The organism is Pigmentiphaga litoralis, assembly GCF_013408655.1.
In the GTDB taxonomy this organism is placed as follows: Bacteria; Pseudomonadota; Gammaproteobacteria; order Burkholderiales; family Burkholderiaceae_B; genus Pigmentiphaga; species Pigmentiphaga litoralis_A.
Window position 1 is genome coordinate 783,752 of the sequence record NZ_JACCBP010000001.1, and the last position, 17,056, is coordinate 800,807.

16 protein-coding genes are annotated in these 17,056 nt (G+C 67.3%); 9 read left to right on the plus strand and 7 right to left on the minus strand.

Annotated elements, in window-relative coordinates:
• Window positions 1–272: 272 nt before the first annotated feature.
• From HD883_RS03375 to nadE, 6 genes are all read left to right on the plus strand, one after another.
• A complete protein-coding gene (locus tag HD883_RS03375) occupies window positions 273–4,385 on the plus strand; it encodes a CheR family methyltransferase (protein ID WP_179587830.1) in 4,113 nt (1,370 codons plus the stop codon).
• Window positions 4,386–4,481: 96 nt separating this feature from the next.
• Window positions 4,482–4,865, plus strand: a complete 384-nt coding sequence (locus HD883_RS03380; RefSeq protein ID WP_179587829.1) for a hypothetical protein — start codon at window positions 4,482–4,484, stop codon at window positions 4,863–4,865.
• A gap of 76 nt (window positions 4,866–4,941) precedes the next feature.
• Window positions 4,942–5,718: a gluconate 2-dehydrogenase subunit 3 family protein gene (locus tag HD883_RS03385; protein WP_257021974.1), complete on the plus strand. Its 777-nt coding sequence runs from the start codon at window positions 4,942–4,944 to the stop codon at window positions 5,716–5,718.
• Window positions 5,715–7,487, plus strand: coding sequence for a GMC family oxidoreductase (locus HD883_RS03390; protein WP_179587828.1), 1,773 nt, complete (start codon window positions 5,715–5,717; stop codon window positions 7,485–7,487). The genes HD883_RS03385 and HD883_RS03390 overlap by 4 nt, the downstream gene beginning before the upstream one ends.
• On the plus strand, window positions 7,484–8,347 hold the full coding sequence (locus HD883_RS03395) for a c-type cytochrome (RefSeq protein WP_179587827.1): 864 nt from the start codon (window positions 7,484–7,486) through the stop codon (window positions 8,345–8,347). Before HD883_RS03390 ends, HD883_RS03395 begins: the two co-directional genes overlap by 4 nt.
• Before the next feature lie 42 nt (window positions 8,348–8,389).
• A complete protein-coding gene (gene nadE / locus HD883_RS03400; protein ID WP_179587826.1) occupies window positions 8,390–9,214 on the plus strand; it encodes an ammonia-dependent NAD(+) synthetase in 825 nt (274 codons plus the stop codon).
• A gap of 12 nt (window positions 9,215–9,226) precedes the next feature.
• Here nadE and HD883_RS03405 read toward each other — a convergent pair whose 3' ends face one another.
• Window positions 9,227–10,201 (minus strand): SDR family oxidoreductase, encoded by a 975-nt coding sequence (locus tag HD883_RS03405; protein ID WP_179587825.1) that lies wholly within the window; start codon window positions 10,199–10,201, stop codon window positions 9,227–9,229.
• A gap of 105 nt (window positions 10,202–10,306) precedes the next feature.
• On the opposite strand from HD883_RS03405, the gene HD883_RS03410 reads away from it, so the two are divergent.
• Entirely contained in the window at window positions 10,307–10,999 is a 693-nt protein-coding gene (locus HD883_RS03410; RefSeq protein WP_179587824.1) for a DUF4142 domain-containing protein, read from the plus strand.
• A 6-nt stretch (window positions 11,000–11,005) separates the two neighbouring features.
• Here the strand turns inward: HD883_RS03410 and HD883_RS03415 are convergent, their stop codons facing one another.
• Together HD883_RS03415 and HD883_RS03420 are read right to left on the minus strand one after the other, a co-directional pair.
• Complete coding sequence (locus HD883_RS03415; protein WP_179587823.1) at window positions 11,006–11,623, minus strand: hypothetical protein; 618 nt, start codon at window positions 11,621–11,623, stop codon at window positions 11,006–11,008.
• 92 nt (window positions 11,624–11,715) lie between these two features.
• Window positions 11,716–12,552: a DUF2243 domain-containing protein gene (locus HD883_RS03420; protein ID WP_179587822.1), complete on the minus strand. Its 837-nt coding sequence runs from the start codon at window positions 12,550–12,552 to the stop codon at window positions 11,716–11,718.
• A 155-nt stretch (window positions 12,553–12,707) separates the two neighbouring features.
• On the opposite strand from HD883_RS03420, the gene HD883_RS03425 reads away from it, so the two are divergent.
• Window positions 12,708–13,295, plus strand: a complete 588-nt coding sequence (locus HD883_RS03425) for a hemerythrin domain-containing protein (protein ID WP_179587821.1) — start codon at window positions 12,708–12,710, stop codon at window positions 13,293–13,295.
• A gap of 42 nt (window positions 13,296–13,337) precedes the next feature.
• Here HD883_RS03425 and HD883_RS03430 read toward each other — a convergent pair whose 3' ends face one another.
• From HD883_RS03430 to HD883_RS03440, 3 genes are all read right to left on the minus strand, one after another.
• Window positions 13,338–13,856 carry a CinA family protein gene (locus tag HD883_RS03430; protein ID WP_179587820.1) on the minus strand — a complete coding sequence of 173 codons (519 nt, stop codon included), beginning with the start codon at window positions 13,854–13,856 and terminating at the stop codon, window positions 13,338–13,340.
• 119 nt (window positions 13,857–13,975) lie between these two features.
• Window positions 13,976–14,461 (minus strand): NUDIX domain-containing protein, encoded by a 486-nt coding sequence (locus HD883_RS03435; RefSeq protein ID WP_179587819.1) that lies wholly within the window; start codon window positions 14,459–14,461, stop codon window positions 13,976–13,978.
• Window positions 14,462–14,464: 3 nt separating this feature from the next.
• Window positions 14,465–14,683 carry a DUF1653 domain-containing protein gene (locus tag HD883_RS03440; RefSeq protein WP_179587818.1) on the minus strand — a complete coding sequence of 73 codons (219 nt, stop codon included), beginning with the start codon at window positions 14,681–14,683 and terminating at the stop codon, window positions 14,465–14,467.
• Window positions 14,684–14,824: 141 nt separating this feature from the next.
• Here HD883_RS03440 and HD883_RS03445 point away from each other — a divergent pair, with 141 nt between their 5' ends.
• Entirely contained in the window at window positions 14,825–16,330 is a 1,506-nt protein-coding gene (locus tag HD883_RS03445; protein WP_179587817.1) for an aldehyde dehydrogenase family protein, read from the plus strand.
• Between the two features lie 21 nt (window positions 16,331–16,351).
• Here HD883_RS03445 and HD883_RS03450 read toward each other — a convergent pair whose 3' ends face one another.
• Entirely contained in the window at window positions 16,352–17,029 is a 678-nt protein-coding gene (locus HD883_RS03450; RefSeq protein ID WP_179587816.1) for a chemotaxis protein CheB, read from the minus strand.
• Window positions 17,030–17,056: the final 27 nt, after the last annotated feature.

Sequence of the window (17,056 nt, forward strand, 5' to 3'; positions counted from 1 at the left end):
CAGAACCCCAACCCACTGTCTTGCACAGCCGTGGGCATCGCATCGGTTACACGAGCAGCAACTTCCGCGCCGCGTTGCGGATCTGCACCCATAACCTTGTTGGCGTGGGCGGCACGAAAGCGTGTCACCGTGTGTAAGTGAAGTGGGCAACGCGCAAGCTTGGAAATAGGGTGCTCTTCCAGGCCCGAAATGCTCTCATTTATGTGAGAATCCGTGAATCGTTCACCCGCGCGCCTGTCGTAGAACAGGTATGCGCATTGCCGAGATGCTCGATGACCCCAGGCAGCGCCAGCCTTGCCGAGACTGCAGAGCAACCGCGGACAATTGCCCCCGGCAGCCGGCCGTATCGTGTGGCCGGCGTGGGTGCGTCCGTGCCTGGCCTGGATGCGCTGGCGGGCTTCCTGCACGCCGTGCCCGCCAACACGGAATTCTGCTTCGTGGTCGTGCTGGATGTGCCGGCTGAGTGGGACGGGCAGGCCAGCCTCGATGCCTTGAAGGCCCTGTCGGCATTGCCGGTTGAACTGGTGGCCGAGAGCCGATCTTTTGAAGCAGGCCGGGTACTGGTGGTGCCGACCGACAGGGCGGGTTCTGTCACGGCAACCACGTTGCAGGTTCGCCCGGTCGCCCGCACTCGCAAGCGCCGTGTGGCCATCGACCTGATGTTTCGCAATCTGGCGTCGGTGTTCGGCGATCAGACGATCGGGGTGCTGCTGGCGGGCGATGGCAATGACGGTGCTGCGGGTCTTGCGCACATTCGGCACGCGGGCGGCCTGGCGTTGGCGCAGGCCCCGTTCGAAGCGGGCTGCGACGAAATGCCGCGCCACGCGATCGTGGCAGGCGCCGTGGACATGGTGCTGCCCGCCGCCGACATGCCGGCGTCCATGCAGCGGTTTGCATCTGCCGCGCCAGGCATCCTGCTGCCGTCGGCCCTGGGCCGCAACGACGTGCGTGCGCCCGCCACCGCGTATCCCTTGCCCGGTTTTCGAGCGATCCTGCGCACGCTCACACAAAAGAGCGGCCGCGACTTCCTGCAATACAAGACAGTGACTGTCCTGCGCCGCATGCAGCGGCGCGCGCGTTTGCACGTTGTGACGGACCTGGCGGGCTACGCTCGCATCCTTGACACCAATACGGAAGAAGCCGCCGCGCTGGCGCACGACATCCAGTCCACGGGCACCGCGTTCTTTCGCGACCCGGCGGCTTACGCCGTGCTGGAATCGACCACCCTGCGCGGGCTGACCAATGTGCTGCGCGCCACGTCCGACCTGACCTTGCGCGCATGGTGCGTGGGTTGCTCGACGGGTGAAGAAGCCTATTCGCTGGCGATTGCGCTTGCCGACGCGGCCGGCACCGACGCGTCCGATCGCTTGCGCATCTTTGCCAGTGACGGCGATCCGGCGTCCATCGCCACCGCGCGCGCAGCCACCTATCCGCTGTCGATCGCTGCCGATGTGGGCCGTTCCCGCCTGAGGCGCTTCCTGCAAGAATCAGGCGACAAATACCAGGTCAAGAAAGTCGTGCGCGAACGGGTCGTGTTTGCCGTGCACGATGTGTTTCGCGACCCGCCGTTTTCGGGACTGCACCTGATCGTATGCCGCACGCTGCTGCCGGAATTGAAGGCCGACGCCCGCGATACCCTGCTGCGGGCCTTCCACCGTTCACTGGTCCCCGAGGGCTATCTGTTCGTCGGTCCTGAAGGCGTGGGGGAGCAGGGCGAAGTGTGGTTCCGGCCGGTGGACGGGACGCACGGGCTCTATCGCGCGCGGGTCAACGTGCCCGGTCAGCGCTCGCCGACGCTGGCCCTGGTCAGCGCGCGAGGCAACCCGCTGGAATCCGTGGCCGACACATCCGAAGGCACGCGCAAGGTGGTGTATGCCGAGGTGCATCGGCGCGCCATCGAACGGTATTCGCCACCCAGCGTGGTCGTCACGGCGGACTACGAAGTGGTGCACCTTTCGTCGGGCGCGAATCGCTACCTGCGTGAAGCCGACACCGAGTCCGGTCCGCGCCATTTGCTGGCGCTGGTCGGCGCAGCGTTGCGCCGCGAACTGATCGAAGCCCTGACACGTGTCATTGCCACCGGCCAACCCGCGCAGTCGCGCCGCGTCGCGCTGGGTGACGAGACGCCGGGCGCGGTGATCCGCATCACGGTGCGGCCCTTCCATGACGACCAGAGCCGGCAGGACCTGATGCTGGTGGTCTTTCACGAAGTCACGGATGCCGCGCCGGCGGCGTCGGGCAACGCGGTCGTCTCGCTCAAGCGGTCCGACGGCGTGGCGGCCCTGGAAGCGGAGATCGCCCATCTGCAGGAACGGCTGGCCGATGAGTCGCGGCGGGCGCGCCGTTCCAACGAACGCCTGCTGACGTCGAATGAAGCGCTGGAGGCGGCCAATGACGAACTGCGGATGTCGACCGCCGCGCTCGTGGCGGGCAAGGAAAGGCTGCATGCGATCAACGAGGAACTGACCACGGTCAATGTCGCCTTGCGCGAAGCGGCCGAAGAAACCTCCGACATTCATGACGACCTGCAGAATCTGATCCGGTCCAGCGACCTGTCGGCCGTTCGCGTGGACCGGTCGCTGGCCGTGCAATGGTTCACGCCCCATGCGCGCCAGGTCATGGACGTTGCGTTGTCGGACCGGGGCCGTCCGCTCGCGCAGATGACGCATCGGCTGCAATATCCGGAACTGGCGGCTGACGTCGCCCGCACCGTGGCATCGACCTCACGGATCGAGCGCGAAGTGCGCAGCACGGACGGCGCCTGGTTCCTGACCCGCGTCGTGCCTTATCGCACGTTCGACAATCTGGTCGACGGCGCCGTGATCATCTTTGTCGACATCACCGAACGCCGCCTGGTCGAAGCGCGTGTCAGCGCGGCGCAGGCCCGCATGCGGCTGGTGGCCGAAACCACGCAGGAATACGCCTTCATCGCCATGAACGAGGCGGGCATCATCACCAGCTGGAACGTGGGGGCCGAACGCATTTTCGGATATACCGCCGCCGAAATGCATGGCAAGGCGTATGGCTCGATCTTTACCCGCGATGAACAGGAACTCGGCATTCCTGAACGGGAGTTGACGCAGGCCAGACGCAGCGGCCATTCGTCCGACGACCGCTGGCGCTACCGCAAGGACGGCAGCCGGTTCTACTGCAGCGGCGTGCTGTATCCGCTGACCGGGCAGGGCACGCCGGGCTTCGCAAAGATTTCCCGCGACCTGACCACGCAGCATCGCGAGCAGACCGCGCGCGAACAGGCCTTGCAGCGCACGCTGGCGTCCAACGAATTGAAGGACGTGTTCTTTGCAATGATGTCGCACGAACTGCGGCATCCGCTCAATCTGATCCAGCTCAACATGGAACTGCTGGGGCGCGGGCCCGACGTGATGGGCGTGCCCGCCGCCGGCCGTGCGGTGGATGCGGTCAAGCGGGCCGTGCGGGACCAGGCCCGCATCATTGACGAGCTGCTGGACATTGCGCGGATATCGACGGGCAAGCTCAAGATCACCTGCACGCCGGTCGATTTTGCGGCGCTGGTGGCGCGCTGTGTCAGCGGGGTGTCGGCCGATGCCTCGGCCAAGGGCGTCCTGGTCTCGGCGTCGGGCATCAACGCGCCGTTGCTGCTGTCCGCCGATCGCACCCGGCTGGAACAGTCGGTCGGCAACCTGCTGGCCAATGCCATCAAGTTCACGCCGCGTGGCGGCCATGTGTTCGTCACGTTGGTTGACGATGGCAACGAAGCGCGGCTCGACGTGGCCGACACCGGCATCGGCATCGCGCCGGAAAGCGTCGACTCCATCTTTACCTTGTTGAGTCAGCTCGACGCGCAGCATGCCACGCGCACCACGTCGGGCCTGGGTGTGGGATTGGCGCTGTCGCGTCACTTCGTCGAAGCCCATGGCGGACGATTGCAGGTGCGATCCGACGGGCCAGGCAAGGGCGCGACCTTCACGATCCGCCTGCGGCTGTCCGAAGACCCGGTGGCGCTGGAAGCCGCGGCCACGCCGGCCCTGCAACGGCTGCAGGGCGTGCGGATCGTGCTGGCGGAAGACTCGCGCGACGCGCTGGATGCATTGAGCCTGCTGCTGGAAGACGAAGGCGCCAAAGTGCTTGGCGCCACGACCGGACAGGCCGCGCTGGACCTGCTGCAGGATGACGACATCGACGTGCTGATCGCCGATATCCGGATGCCCGGCATGGATGGCACGGAACTCATCCGCAGGTTGAGGAAGGCACCGCGCAATGCCGGCATTCCGGCGATCGCCATGACCGGCCTGGGCGCGCATGGCAGCGCCGAGCCCGGCACGCTCGAAGGCTTTGACACCTGGTTGTGCAAGCCTGTATCCGTGGATCGCGTCGTGGCGGCCGTGCTCGAACACTTGCAGTAGGCGCAGGGCGAGCCCCCGCGCGAGGCGTGTCTGTCAGGTTCCTGACGGTATGAATGTTGCTGACCGTGACCGTCAGTCATCCAGAGGGAGGACACCATGAAGGTGATCCGCATGCTTGCCAGCGGCGCAATGGCCGCCGCCGCTCCATTTTCGGTCATGGCGCTTGCCGCCGTGCCCCTGTCCGCGGCCGTCGCCGCGTCATCGTCGCAACACGGTTCGTCGCACTCCGGTCCGTCGCAGCATGGGTCGTCCGATCCGGGGTCGGGCGTGAACGGCAGCAGCGGCATCATGGGCCAGACCCCCGAGCCGCCGGCCGCCACGTCCGCGCCGCGCCGCCCGATGCCCACCCCCCGCACCGACGCCGCCCCGGCCAATCGGCCGCAGTCCGGCGCGACCATGACGAATCCGCCGGGCAACGCCCCGTCCGGCAATCCGGCCATTACCCCTCGCGATACCCCCGCGCCGTCAACCCCGCGTTGAGCGCGCGTCGTTCATCGGCGCACACGGTGGCGCCCGGTCATTGGCGGTCAAGCCCGCCGCTTCCAAGGAGCCAGGTTTGGAACACCCCCTTCGATTCACGCGGCGCGAGGTCCTGAAGGCCTTGCTGGCAGGCGGGCCGGCCGCGGCTGCCGCCGGCCTGCCAACGGGCGCCAGCGCTGCCCAGGCACCTGCCACCAGCGCAGCCGCCACGACCGCACCGGCTGCGGGCACGCCGCCCGCGGCGGCCTCGGGACCCTATGTGTGGCGCTTCTTCAATGCCAAGGAAGTCCGCGCCGTGGAAGCTGCCATCGACCGCCTGATCCCGACCGATGCGCTGGGGCCGGGCGCGAAAGACGCCGGCGTGGCGGTGTTCCTGGACCAGCAGTTGGCGGGGGCGTGGGGCAGTGGGGACCACTTCTACAAACAGGGTCCGTTCGTGGCCGGCAAACCGCAGCAGGGCTACCAGCTGTCGTTCACGCCCGCGCAAATGTTTCGCGCCGGGTTGGCGAGTCTGGACCAGGCGGCTGCCAGCAATGGCAAGGGCGGATTTGCCGATCTGGACGCCGCCGCGCAAGACCAGTTGCTCACGCGCATGCAGGCCGGCGAGATCAAGACCACGCCGCTGCCGTCGGCCGTGTTTTTCGCCGCCTTGCTCGACGCCACGATGGAGGGCTATTTTGCCGACCCCGTCTACGGTGGCAATCGCGACATGGCGTCCTGGAAGCTGGTGGGCTTTCCGGGCGCCTATGCAAGCTACATGAGTGACGTGGAACGCCACGGCGTGGCGTGGACGCGCCCGCCGATTTCGATTGCCGATGCCGCGCACGGTGGCCACGGAGGACCCATGCGATGAGCAAGACACTGCCAGCCAAGGACGTCGTGATCGTGGGGGGAGGGTGGACCGGGTCCATCATCGGGAAGGAGCTTGCGGCCAATGGCCAGAGCGTCGTGGTGCTGGAGCGCGGACAGCCGCGCTGGCCATCGCCCGATTTCCAGGCGCCCACCGTGCACGACGAGTTGAAGTACACCCGCCGCCACGAGCTGCACCAGAACACCGCGGTCGAAACCTTTACCTTCCGCAATACCCCCACCGAGCAGGCCTTGCCGATGCGCCGGTGGCAATTCGCGTTTCCGGCGACCCATGTGGGCGGCGCGGGCAATCACTGGTCGGGCGCCTACTACCGCTTTGACGAGACCGAATTCAAGTTCCGCAGTCACTACACGGAAAAGTATGGCGCGAAGATCCTGTCGGACGACATCACGCCGCAGGACTGGCCCTTGACCTATGACGAGCTGGAGCCCTACTACGACCGCTTCGACTACCTGATCGGTGCGTCGGGCTACGCAGGCAACCTCAACAAAAAGCTGCAGCCCAACGGCAACCCGTTCGATCCGTGGCGATCCCGGCAGTACCCGAACCCGCCGCTCAAGGTGCCGTACGCGTCGGCCCTGTTCGGCGAGGCGGCGGCCAAGATGGGCTACCACCCCTATGTGCAGCCGTCCGCGCTGGTGAGCCGGCCGTACAAGAATTCCGAAGGCCTGAACATGAACGCCTGCGTGTACTGCGGCTTCTGTTCCAACTATGGCTGCGAGCATTTCGCCAAGGCGTCGCCGCAGGTGTGCGTGTTGCCGGCGGCGATGAAGCTGTCGAACTTCGAACTGCGGGCCAACGCCCATGTGCTCCGCGTCGAACTGACACCCGACAAGAAGAAGGCGCGTGGCGTGACCTATGTGGACGCGTCGGGCGAAGAATGTTTCCAGCCCGCCGAGATGGTCTTTCTGTGCGCCTTCGGCATCCACAACGTGCGGTTGCTGTTGCTGTCGGGCATCGGCAAGCCATACGATCCCGCCACGCGCGAAGGGGCGGTGGGCCGCGCCTACACGCACCAGACGACGTCCAGTGTCAACCTGTTCTTTGACGAGAAGGTCAACATCAACCCCTTCATGGGCGCGGGCGCCGCGGCTGTGACGATGGACGACTTCAACTCCGACAACTTCGATCACGGACCGCTGGGCTTCGTGGGCGGCGGCTACATCCAGATCCAGGTGGTGGGCGGCGCGCCCATCGGCTATCGGCCGGTACCCAAAGGCACGGCGGGATGGGGCGGTGAATGGAAGCAGGCGGCCAAGCGCTACTACAACCATTCCATGCCCATCACGATCACGGGCGCGGCCATGTCGACACCCACCGGTTACCTGAGCCTGGACCCCACCTACAAGGACGCATGGGGCCTGCCGCTGCTTCGCATCACGTATGACTTTCCGGACAACGACATCAAGATGTCGGCCTTCCTGACCGACAAGGCGTTCGAGATCGGCAAGGCCATTCGCGGCGTGACCCTGGCCGAGGCGAACCCGCGGGTGCGGCCCTACGGCGCCACCACCTACCAATCGACCCATCTGACTGGCGGCGCGCCCATCGGCAGCGATCCCGCCACCAGCGTCGTGAACCGCTACGGGCAGTGCTGGGACGTGCCGAATGTGTTCGTGACGGGCGCGGCCCTGTTCCCGCAAAATTCTGGCTACAACCCGACCGGCACCGTTGGCGCAATGGCCTACTGGACGGTCGATGCCGTAAAGAATCAGTACCTGCCGCAACCTGGCCCCCTGGTGAAGACATGAGCAACCCTCTCAAGCCCCTGGGCATTGGCGTGGGCGGCGCGGTGGCCGCCACCGCTGTCTTCGTCGGCATCATGCACCTTGCCTTCTCGACCAGCCTGATCGACGGCAACCCGCGCGCAGGCGATGCGCCTTCGGGGCCTGCCACCACGGCCGCCACGGCGCCGCCCGGGTCGCCGCCGCCGCCCGCGCCGGATCCGTCCGCGGCGCAGGCCAAAGCCCCCGCGCCGCGCGAGCGCACCGGCACCGACTTCGTGGTGGCGAAAGCGCGATGGGAAACGATACTGGACCAGGGCGGCGCGGCCGACCAGGGCGAAAAGATCGCGAGCGCGGGCAGCAGCACTGGTGCGGCGGCGTGCGTGACCTGCCACGGCGCGCAAGCCGCCACGGCGGCGTCGTCCTTCCCGCGATTGGCCGGGCTGTCGGCCGAGTACATCGCCAAACAATTGACGGACTACCAGGACGGCGCACGCGCGCACCCGATCATGTCAGGCATTGCCAAGACGCTGTCCGAAGCGGACATTGCGTCGGTGGCAAAGTACTACGGTGCGCAGGCTGCGCCGGCCGTGCAGGCCGCGGCCCCCGGCGACACGCCGTCGGCAGGAGCAAGGCTGCACACCGGCGGCGACATGGAGCGGGCCTTGCCGGCCTGCGCCAATTGCCACGGCATGGACGCACGCGGCGCCGGCCCGTTGATGCCGGGGTTGTTCGCGCAGCCATCGGCCTACATCGCCGCGCAGCTCAACGCGTTTCGCGGCAACCAGCGCGCGAACGACGATCAGGGCGAGATGCGATCCTTCGCCTCGCGCCTGAGCGATTCGGACATCGCGTCGCTGGCCGACTACTATGGCTTGAAGCCCTGAGCTTTTTTCTGAACGAGGACAGTCTTGACGAGGAATGACACCATGAACCCAACGAGCCCCGACGCCCGCGACATCATTGCCGAACTCGGCGTCGTCAACCCCGTGGATGTGGACCACGAGATCGAGCGGCGCGTGGCCTTTCTGTGCGATTACCTGGTGAACGCGCGTGCCCGCTGCTATGTGCTGGGCATCAGCGGCGGGGTGGACTCCCTGACGGCGGGGCGGTTGGCGCAGCTGGCCGTCGAACGTGCGCGAGCCGCCGGGCACCCCGCAACGTTCTATGCCATGCGCCTGCCGTATGGCACACAGGCTGACGAGGCGGCCGCGCAGGCCAGCCTGGATTTCATCCAGCCTGACAAGCGCCTGACCGTGGACATCAAGCCCGCCACCGACGCCATGCGCGCCGCGCTTGAAGCCGGTGGCCTGGTGTATCGCGACGAGGCGCATGCCGATTTCGTGACCGGCAACACCAAGGCGCGCCAGCGCATGATCGCGCAGTACGCGGTGGCCGGTGCCCAGGAAGGCCTGGTGATCGGCACCGATCAGGCGGCCGAAGCCTTGATGGGCTTTTTCACCAAGTTCGGGGACGGCGCGGCCGACCTGATTCCCTTGAGTGGACTGTCCAAACGCGCGGTGCGCAACCTGGCGCGCAGGCTGGGCGCGCCGGAAGAGCTGGTCATGAAGGTGCCGACCGCCGACCTGGAAACGAATTCGCCGCAAAAGCCCGACGAAGCCGCGTTCGGCCTGACCTATGAGCAGATCGACGACTTCCTGGAAGGCAAGCCAGTGGATGCCGCGGCCAGTGAAAAACTGATCCGCGTGTATCGCGGCACCGCGCACAAGCGCGCGTTGCCGGTGGCGCCCTGATCTGACGGCGGTCTAGTCCCGCCGCTGGGCGAGCATCCATGCGCCCAGCACGCCTGCGGCGGCGATGACGCCCACTGCCGCCGCCGTGCGCGATATCCCGCTGGTCGCCCGCCAGCCGCCGTCGATGGGGCTGTCGGGCGCTGTCGATGTGAACAGCGTGCCATCGGTGATAGGTGATGGCGCGGCACGGCCAAAGTATTGTTCGAAAAGGGCGCGCGTGATGCGGCGGGTCAGGGCGGGCAGCAGTCCGTTCGCAAGGCGGGCTGCCCTGGCCACGTTGCCTACCGTCATCTGCGTGCAGGTGGGATCGGCAATCGCCCGCAAGATGGCCGACGCGACGCGGCGCGGGTCATACACCGGCTTCGGGGCCTTCAGTTTCTTGCCGGTGTAATTGGCGCCATGCGCAAATCCCGGTGTGTCGATCACCGACGGAAAAATGTCGCAGATGCGGATGCCCGTATAGCGGGACAGCTCCGCACGCAGTGCTTCCGAATAGCCCCGCAACCCGTATTTGCTGGCGCTGTACGACACGGCGTAAGGCGCAGGCGACCACGCGCCAAACGACACCACGTTGATCAGGATGCCGGTGCCCTGTTGTTTGAAGTAGGGCAGCACGGCGTGCGCGCCATGCAGATAGCCCAGCAGGTTGACCTTCACCACCTGGTCATGTGCCGTGACCGGCGTGCGATCGAATTCCCCGACCGCGCCAATGCCTGCATTGTTGATCCAGACATCGATCTCGCCATCGCCAAAGGTGGCGGCGGCCTCGGCCAGGTCGCGTACGGCTTCGGCGTCGGCCACGTCAGTCGGCACCACCCGGGTCAGGGCGCCGAAGCGCCGGCATTCGCGCGCGACGACGTCCAGGGCGCTGCGGCGGCGCGCGGCCAGCACGAGCTTGACGCCGGGCGCAGCCAGCAATTCGGCGGTCGCGCGTCCGATGCCGCTCGATGCGCCGGTGATCACGATGGTGGTGTTGCGAGGAATCATGGGTCGCTCCAGTCAATAAGCCGGCATTTCGCAAGCGTCATTCCCGAAGGACGGCGTGGCATGCGGCTTGCGGGTCATGGTTGAGTTCACACCTGGAGACCTCCCATGATCTTTTCTCATTCAGCAACGCGCATCAGCCCGATGCGCCGCCTGACCTTGCGTGTGGCCACCAGCGCCGTCTGCCTGTTTGCCCCCGCCCTGGCCTCGACCGCCGCCGAACTGTCCAAGGCGGATGCCAATCTGCTGCAGGCCGCCGCGCAATTTGGCCGCTTCGAAATCGAAGCTGGCCAGATGGCCAGTGCGCGCGCCACCACCGATCCGGTACGGGAATTTGCGCGTACCGTGACGCGCGATCACCTGCAGGCGGAAACCGAATTGAAGGCGCTGGCATCGGTACGCAAGATGTCGCTGCCCACCGAACCGTCGGCTTCGCAAAAGAAGCTTCTGACGTCGTTGGGACAAAAGAACGGCAAGGACTTCGATGACGCCTATGTGCGCGAGGCCGGGCTGGCCCAGAACCGTGAGGGCATCGCGCAGCTGGAAAAGGCCCAGCCCAACGCCAAGGACCCCGACATCCGGTCCGTGATCGAACGCGGCCTGACCCTGATGCGGCGCCACGTGCAACTGGCGGAAGCGGCCGCCAGGCCCGGCGGCCAACAGCCGACCGGGACCCGGCATCAGGGTCTGGGCGAGCCCCGCAATCCGGTCCCACGAACGACTGCGCCCGATGAGTCGGCGCCGCCCGCCGAACGTCCACGGCAGGACCGCGAACGCGGGACGGCCGTGCCGACCCGCTGATTCGCGCTATTCGATATCGGGCGCCAGGGCCATCGGCGTGGGCGCGGCGGCGCCCGCGCGACCGACGGGAGTCGACGTCTTCAGGCTTTCGGGCCGAGCCTGCGGCGTCATTGCACCCGCCGCGCCGGTGGCGCCCATGGGCGTGTTCCGCAGTCCACGCGCGACGCCGCGCATGCTGTCCGGGTTCGACGGAAAGCCTGAACGGGTCGAGTAGTCCACGGTCCGTCCCTGACCCATCGGCTCGTAGTCGATGGCCGTACGCAGGTCGAGCGCGGTAATGGTTGCGACATTCAACAATGCGCCTTGCGGCCGGCCCGATGCAGCGCCGTGGGCATCGGCCTGCGTCAGCAGCGTGCCCATGTCCAGGACATCGCCGCCAAGGCGTGCCCACAACCAGGGCCGGGCGTTGCGGTTGCTCAGCAGCCCGACGCCGCAAATGATTTCTCGGACGCCGTAGCATCGCATCAGCGACGGGCTGGCGTGCACCCCGCACAGGCGCGCCATGGTGCGGGGCATGATGATCTCTGCCAGCCCCAGTGCGAGGCTGAACCAGCCCAGTCCGCGCGCGGTGCGCTGGGCGCGATAGGCAGACGGCAATTGCGCCGGGTCCACACGAATCTGCATGATCTTTCTCCTTGCTGGATTGCGGCCCTAGCGCCGCCTGCGGGGTTTCGCAAGGTGCGTGCCGACCGGTGGCGGCCGCACACCGGAATCGATCAGCGCGCCGCCAGCCACGCGGCGCAGCCGCCCCAGCCACCCGCCGCCACGACCCACGCACCGTCGGTGTAGCGCGGCATGCGGCGGGCCCCCACGGGGACATTCATGAGCCAGACGGTGCCATCGTTGCTGGTATCAACGATCGCGGCGCCGTAACGCTGCGCGAAAGCGTAGGCCGACCGCGCGCCCTGGCCCGGCAGCGTCACCAGGGTGACCTGCCCGGCGCCGCCTTCGCCGCGGTCATCCAGGGCGTTGACCGGGGCCAGGTTCAGCACGGCGGCGGCAAGGACCAAGGCGCCCAAGGTGCCCCCCGCTGCCGCGCCGCGCGACGGGCTGCCGGCTGCAGGACCCGATGGCCCCTTGCGCGCCAGCAGCCGCCAGCCCCAAAGGCCTGTCGCCACGCCAAAAACGATCAGCCACCCCAGGTCCCAGATCCAGGGCGTCGCGGCGTCCATCCTGACCCGATGCAGGCCCAGCACCCAATGCACGACCACCACATCAAGGATCTGCCAGGCGGCAAAGCCGATGACCGCATAGCCTGCCAGCGCCGTCGCGCGTGTCCGGGCGAGCGGGTCGCGGTGGCGCAGCAGCAGCCACAGGCCCGCCAACGCAATGGCATACATCACCGCGTGAAAAGCGCCATCGGCCAGGATCTGCGTGCCGATCGCCGCGAACCGCCCGCCTTCCAGGCCGCTCAGCAGGTGATGCCATTGCAGGATCTGATGCAGCAGGATGCCGTCGAAGAAACCGGCCAGTGCAAAGCCGAGCAGGAAGGCGCCGCGCCGAATCGGCGCCGCAACGGTCAATGGGAACGAACATCGCAATGCAGCGGACATGCACACTCCAGTCAGAAAGCCGCGCAAATGCTGGCTGCGCGGCGGGGATGTCTGCAAGTGCAAGGACTGTGCCGTTGCGTGGAGATGGGAAATGCCATGGCGCACGGCACAGCAGTTGCTGAAGCACAGGCTTCCCCGACCCAGACAGGTGACTCATGGACCTTGCACTCTCGACCATTTCCCCCGGCGCCACGCGCATGATCCGGCTGGACCACAGCCACGTCCTGGTGACCTTCCACCGCTACAAGATCGACACCAATCCCCGCGTCAAACAAGGACTGGTGGACACCATCTGTACGGCGCTTGAAATCCACGCTCAGCTGGAAGAAGAGATCTTCTATCCGGCGATTCGTGAAGTGACCGACAACGAAGCGATCCGCAAGAGCGTGCCCGAGCACGACGAGATGCGGCGCCTGATTGCCAGGCTGCGCGGCATGGAGCCGACCGATCCGGCCTACGACGATACGGTCATGGAGCTGATGCGCGACGTGCTGCACCACGTGGCCGATGAAGAGACGATTCTGCTGCCAGAAGCCGAGCGCATCCTGGCTGATCGGCTGGGCGAGCTGGGCGCCGCCATGACCAAACGCCGCATGCAGCTGGTGCTTCCGCGGTCGGGCGAAATCGCCTGTGACATGGCCCGGTCGATTCCCACGCCGGTGTATCTGTTGGGCGGGATCGCCGGGTTGGCCTGTCTGGCCGCCTTCGGCATGATGCGCCGGGACGACCGCAGCTGGCGCTGATCAGGCAGCCCTGATCAGGCTGCGCTGTTCAGCTTTCCCTGATCAGCCCGCGCTGCTCAGGCTCTGCTCGCGCTGCAGCAGCGCCTGCCGGTGGTAATGCGGCAGGCGCTCCAGCGCATGCTCGGCGGTTTTTTCCCGGATCTCGCGGCGGTCGCCGTCGAAGCGGCAGCAGGTCGAAAACACGGCGACCTCGCCGCCGCTCAATTGAAACGCCCAGGCCAGGCATTGCGTTCCTGCCGGGATGGCGGGATCGGAATCGTCGACCACACCGGTGTCGGCAATCGCCACGTTGGCCCGGCTGCGCGCCAGCGCGCCGCGCGCCATGGCCTCGGCCACCGGTTCACTGGTCAGGTTGTTGCGGCGCAGGGTTTCCTGCGGCACGCCCAGCACCTCGCGTTTGGCGTCGGGCGAATAGGTGATGTAGGCGCAGTCCAGCGTTGCGCCCGCGCCCGGTATGTCGGCCAGATTCGCGGCGATCAGGCCTGCAGTGCAGGATTCGGCCGTCACCAGCACAAGGCCGTGGCGGCGCATGTAGTGGGCAGTGGTTTCACAGGAATTCATAGTGCGTGGGTCCCCCAGGTCTGTTGCCGTCTGTCGCGGCGTTCAGCGTTCAGCAGGGTGTGTGCCCGGCGATGGTGCATGCTTGGGCGTCGCCCTTGCACGCAAGCCCTGCTCATGTGTCACTCAGCTTGCTCGTCCGGACGCGGCGCCTGCAGGTGGTCGGCCAGGCGATCAAGCAAGGGCACCTGGCCGGCGATGAGCTTGCCTCGCGCGGCATCAAGGTCGAACCAGGCCGCGCGATCCACTTCCGGAAAGCTGGCCATCCGTCCGCTGCGGGGCGGCCATTCCATCTCGAACGTCATGCTGTGCGCGGCGGCGGCGTCCAGATCGCCTTCCAGCGCAAAGGCCCGGACGCGCTTGCCGCTGCGCTGACGCACTTCGCCCAGCGGGATCAGATCGCCCTCGGGCCGCGTTCCCAGTTCTTCGTGGAATTCACGGCGCGCGGCCGCGGCGTCGTCTTCGCCTTCATCGACTTCGCCTTTCGGGATCGACCATGCGCCCGCGTCCTTGTTGCGCCAGAACGGGCCGCCGGGGTGGACCAGCAGCACTTCCAGCCGCCCGTCGCGCACGTGGTACATCAGGATGCCCGCGCTGGTGATCGCCATCGGTCAGCGGGTCAGGCGCTCGAAACGGATGCGGCCGTCTTCCAGCGTGCCTTCGAACATCGCCTGCGGCCGCACCCACAGGCCGCGTTCGTGCGGCCACAGGTGCTCGTACACCGTCAGGGTTTCCAGCGTTTCGGAATGGCGGGCGCTGCCGACCACACGGTACAGGCCGCCCTTGTAATGGCGGTGGGTGGCAAGTTGGCGGGCTTCGTCTTCGGTCATCGTGTCGGTCTCATCAGGGTGGAAAGCGGGTCGCAAGGGCCCCGCCCGATGGTAGCAGCAGGGCGGCGCGCGGCGCGACGCGTTACCCTATGGGATTGACGGCGCGTCGGCGCGCCGGATTTTTCTTGAATGCCCCACATCATGACAGCAGATTCCCGATTGACCCGCCTTGAAGCGGGCATGGTCATCCCCTACGGCGGCGACCGCTACACCACGGTATCCGACGCCCTTGCCACGGCCTTCCAGCCTGGCGACCGCCTGCAGGTGGTCCAGCGCACGGGCGCGTTGCTGCACATTCCGGCCGCCGTCCAGCACCTGGTCGAAGACGCCGTATCGGCCGCGGCCGATGCCTTTCGCGAATTGCCGCGCGCCGCGCCGGGCGCCGTGGCGTCTTTCTATGACCGCTTTGCCGACGCGCTGGAAAACGAGGCGACCTGGCAGAGCATCGTCGACGCCAACCAGGCCGACGTGCGCCGCGCGCAGGACCGGGGACGCTCGACCACCCGCCTGACCGTGTCCGACCGCATGCGCGCCGACATGATTGCCGGCCTGCGCAGCTGGGTCGCCATGACCGGCATCAGCCCCATGGTCGGAAAGGTCGATCACCCTGACTGGACGGTGGAATCGGTACGCGTGCCATTGGGCGTGATCGGCTTTGTGTTTGAAGGGCGGCCCAATGTCTTTGCCGATGCGGCCGGCGTGCTGGCGACCGGCAACGCCGCCGTACTGCGCATTGGCAGCGATGCGCTCGGCACCGCCCGTGCAATCGTGCGCCACGCCTTGCATCCGGCGCTGGCCGCGGCGGGGTTGCCGACCGGCGCCGTGACGCTGCTTGATGCCGAAGACCGCGCCGCGGGCTGGGCGCTGTTCAGCGACCGCCGCCTGGCGCTGGCCGTGGCGCGCGGGTCGGGCCATGCGGTGCTGGAACTGGGCAGCGTGGCGCGCCAGGCCGGCATCCCGGTCAGCGCGCATGGCACCGGGGGCGCATGGATGGTTGCCGATCCCACGGCGGACACCGCGCGCTTTGGCGCGGTCGTGCAGAACTCGCTGGATCGCAAGGTCTGCAACACCTTGAACGTGTGCTGCATTCCGGTATCGCGTGCTGCGGAACTGGTGCCGGTCTTTCTGGATGCCTTGCGCCTTGCCGGATCGGCACGGGGTCAGGACGCGCGCCTGCATGTGCTGGCGGGCAGCGAAGCCTATCTGCCGCACGAAGTCTTTACGCAGCAGGTCAAGGTGCAGCGGGCCGAAGGCGCGTCGCAGGAACCCTTCGCGACGCTGCTGCCGGAAGAGGCACTGGGTCAGGAATGGGAGTGGGAAGACACGCCCGAGGTCACGCTGGCGATCGTGCAGGACGTGGACGAAGCCGTTGCCCTGTTCAACCGGTGGAGCCCGCGTTTCGTGGCCAGCCTGATCGCGGCCGATCCCGCTGCGCACGCCCGCTTCCGGGCCGACATCGATGCGCCGTTCGTGGGCGACGGGTTTACTCGCTGGGTGGATGGGCAGTATGCCTTGGGCCTGCCCGAACTGGGGCTGTCGAACTGGGAAAACGGCCGCTTGCTGGGCCGGGGCGGCGTGCTGTCGGGCGCGGATCTGACCGCCTTGCGGCTGGTGGCGACCCACCAATCGCCTGCGCAGCACCGCTGATCCTGACCTGACCGATGTCGCTCAGGCGCCCAGGTCGGTCGGGAGCTTGAGCACCGCGGCTGCCTGGGCGCCGCCGGTATCCACTTTCAGCAGATCGTCGCGGGGCAGGGCGGCAGGGCCCGCCTTGGCGCTGCCGCGCTGCACCAGGGTGCTGAGCAGCTCCGCGATCTTCTCGATCGAGGCCGTGTAATCCGGATGGTCGCCCTGGATGGCGCTGGTCGGCATGCCCGTGCTTTCCGCTTCGTCGGGCCGCTGCACGATGCCGACCCCACCCGCCTGATGAATGGCCGCCATCCCGGCGGTGCCGTCCGCCCCCGCGCCGCTCAAGACCACGCCGATGACCCGATCGCCAAACGCCCGCGCGGCCGACAGGAAGAGCGCGTCCGCGGTGGAACCGTTGACGGCCGCAGTCGGGGTCTGCCGGAGCGTGCCCGGTGGCACGACCGTCAGGCGGTGGCTGGGCATGGATAGATAAATGGTGCCGGGTATCAGCCGCTCGCCATCCTGCGCACAGGTCACACGTAGCTGGCAGCGGCTGCCCAGGCGATCGGCGATCCGCTGCGGGTCTTGGGAGCCAGTGTGCATCACCGCGACGATAGGCGCCGGAAAGTCCGGCTTCAGCAGATGGGCGATGCGGCTCAGGGCGTCAAGACCGCCCAGGGACGCGCCTACAACGATCACAGATGTTGCGTCGGTCATCATGGCTCCGTCACTCGGTGTCTGGGG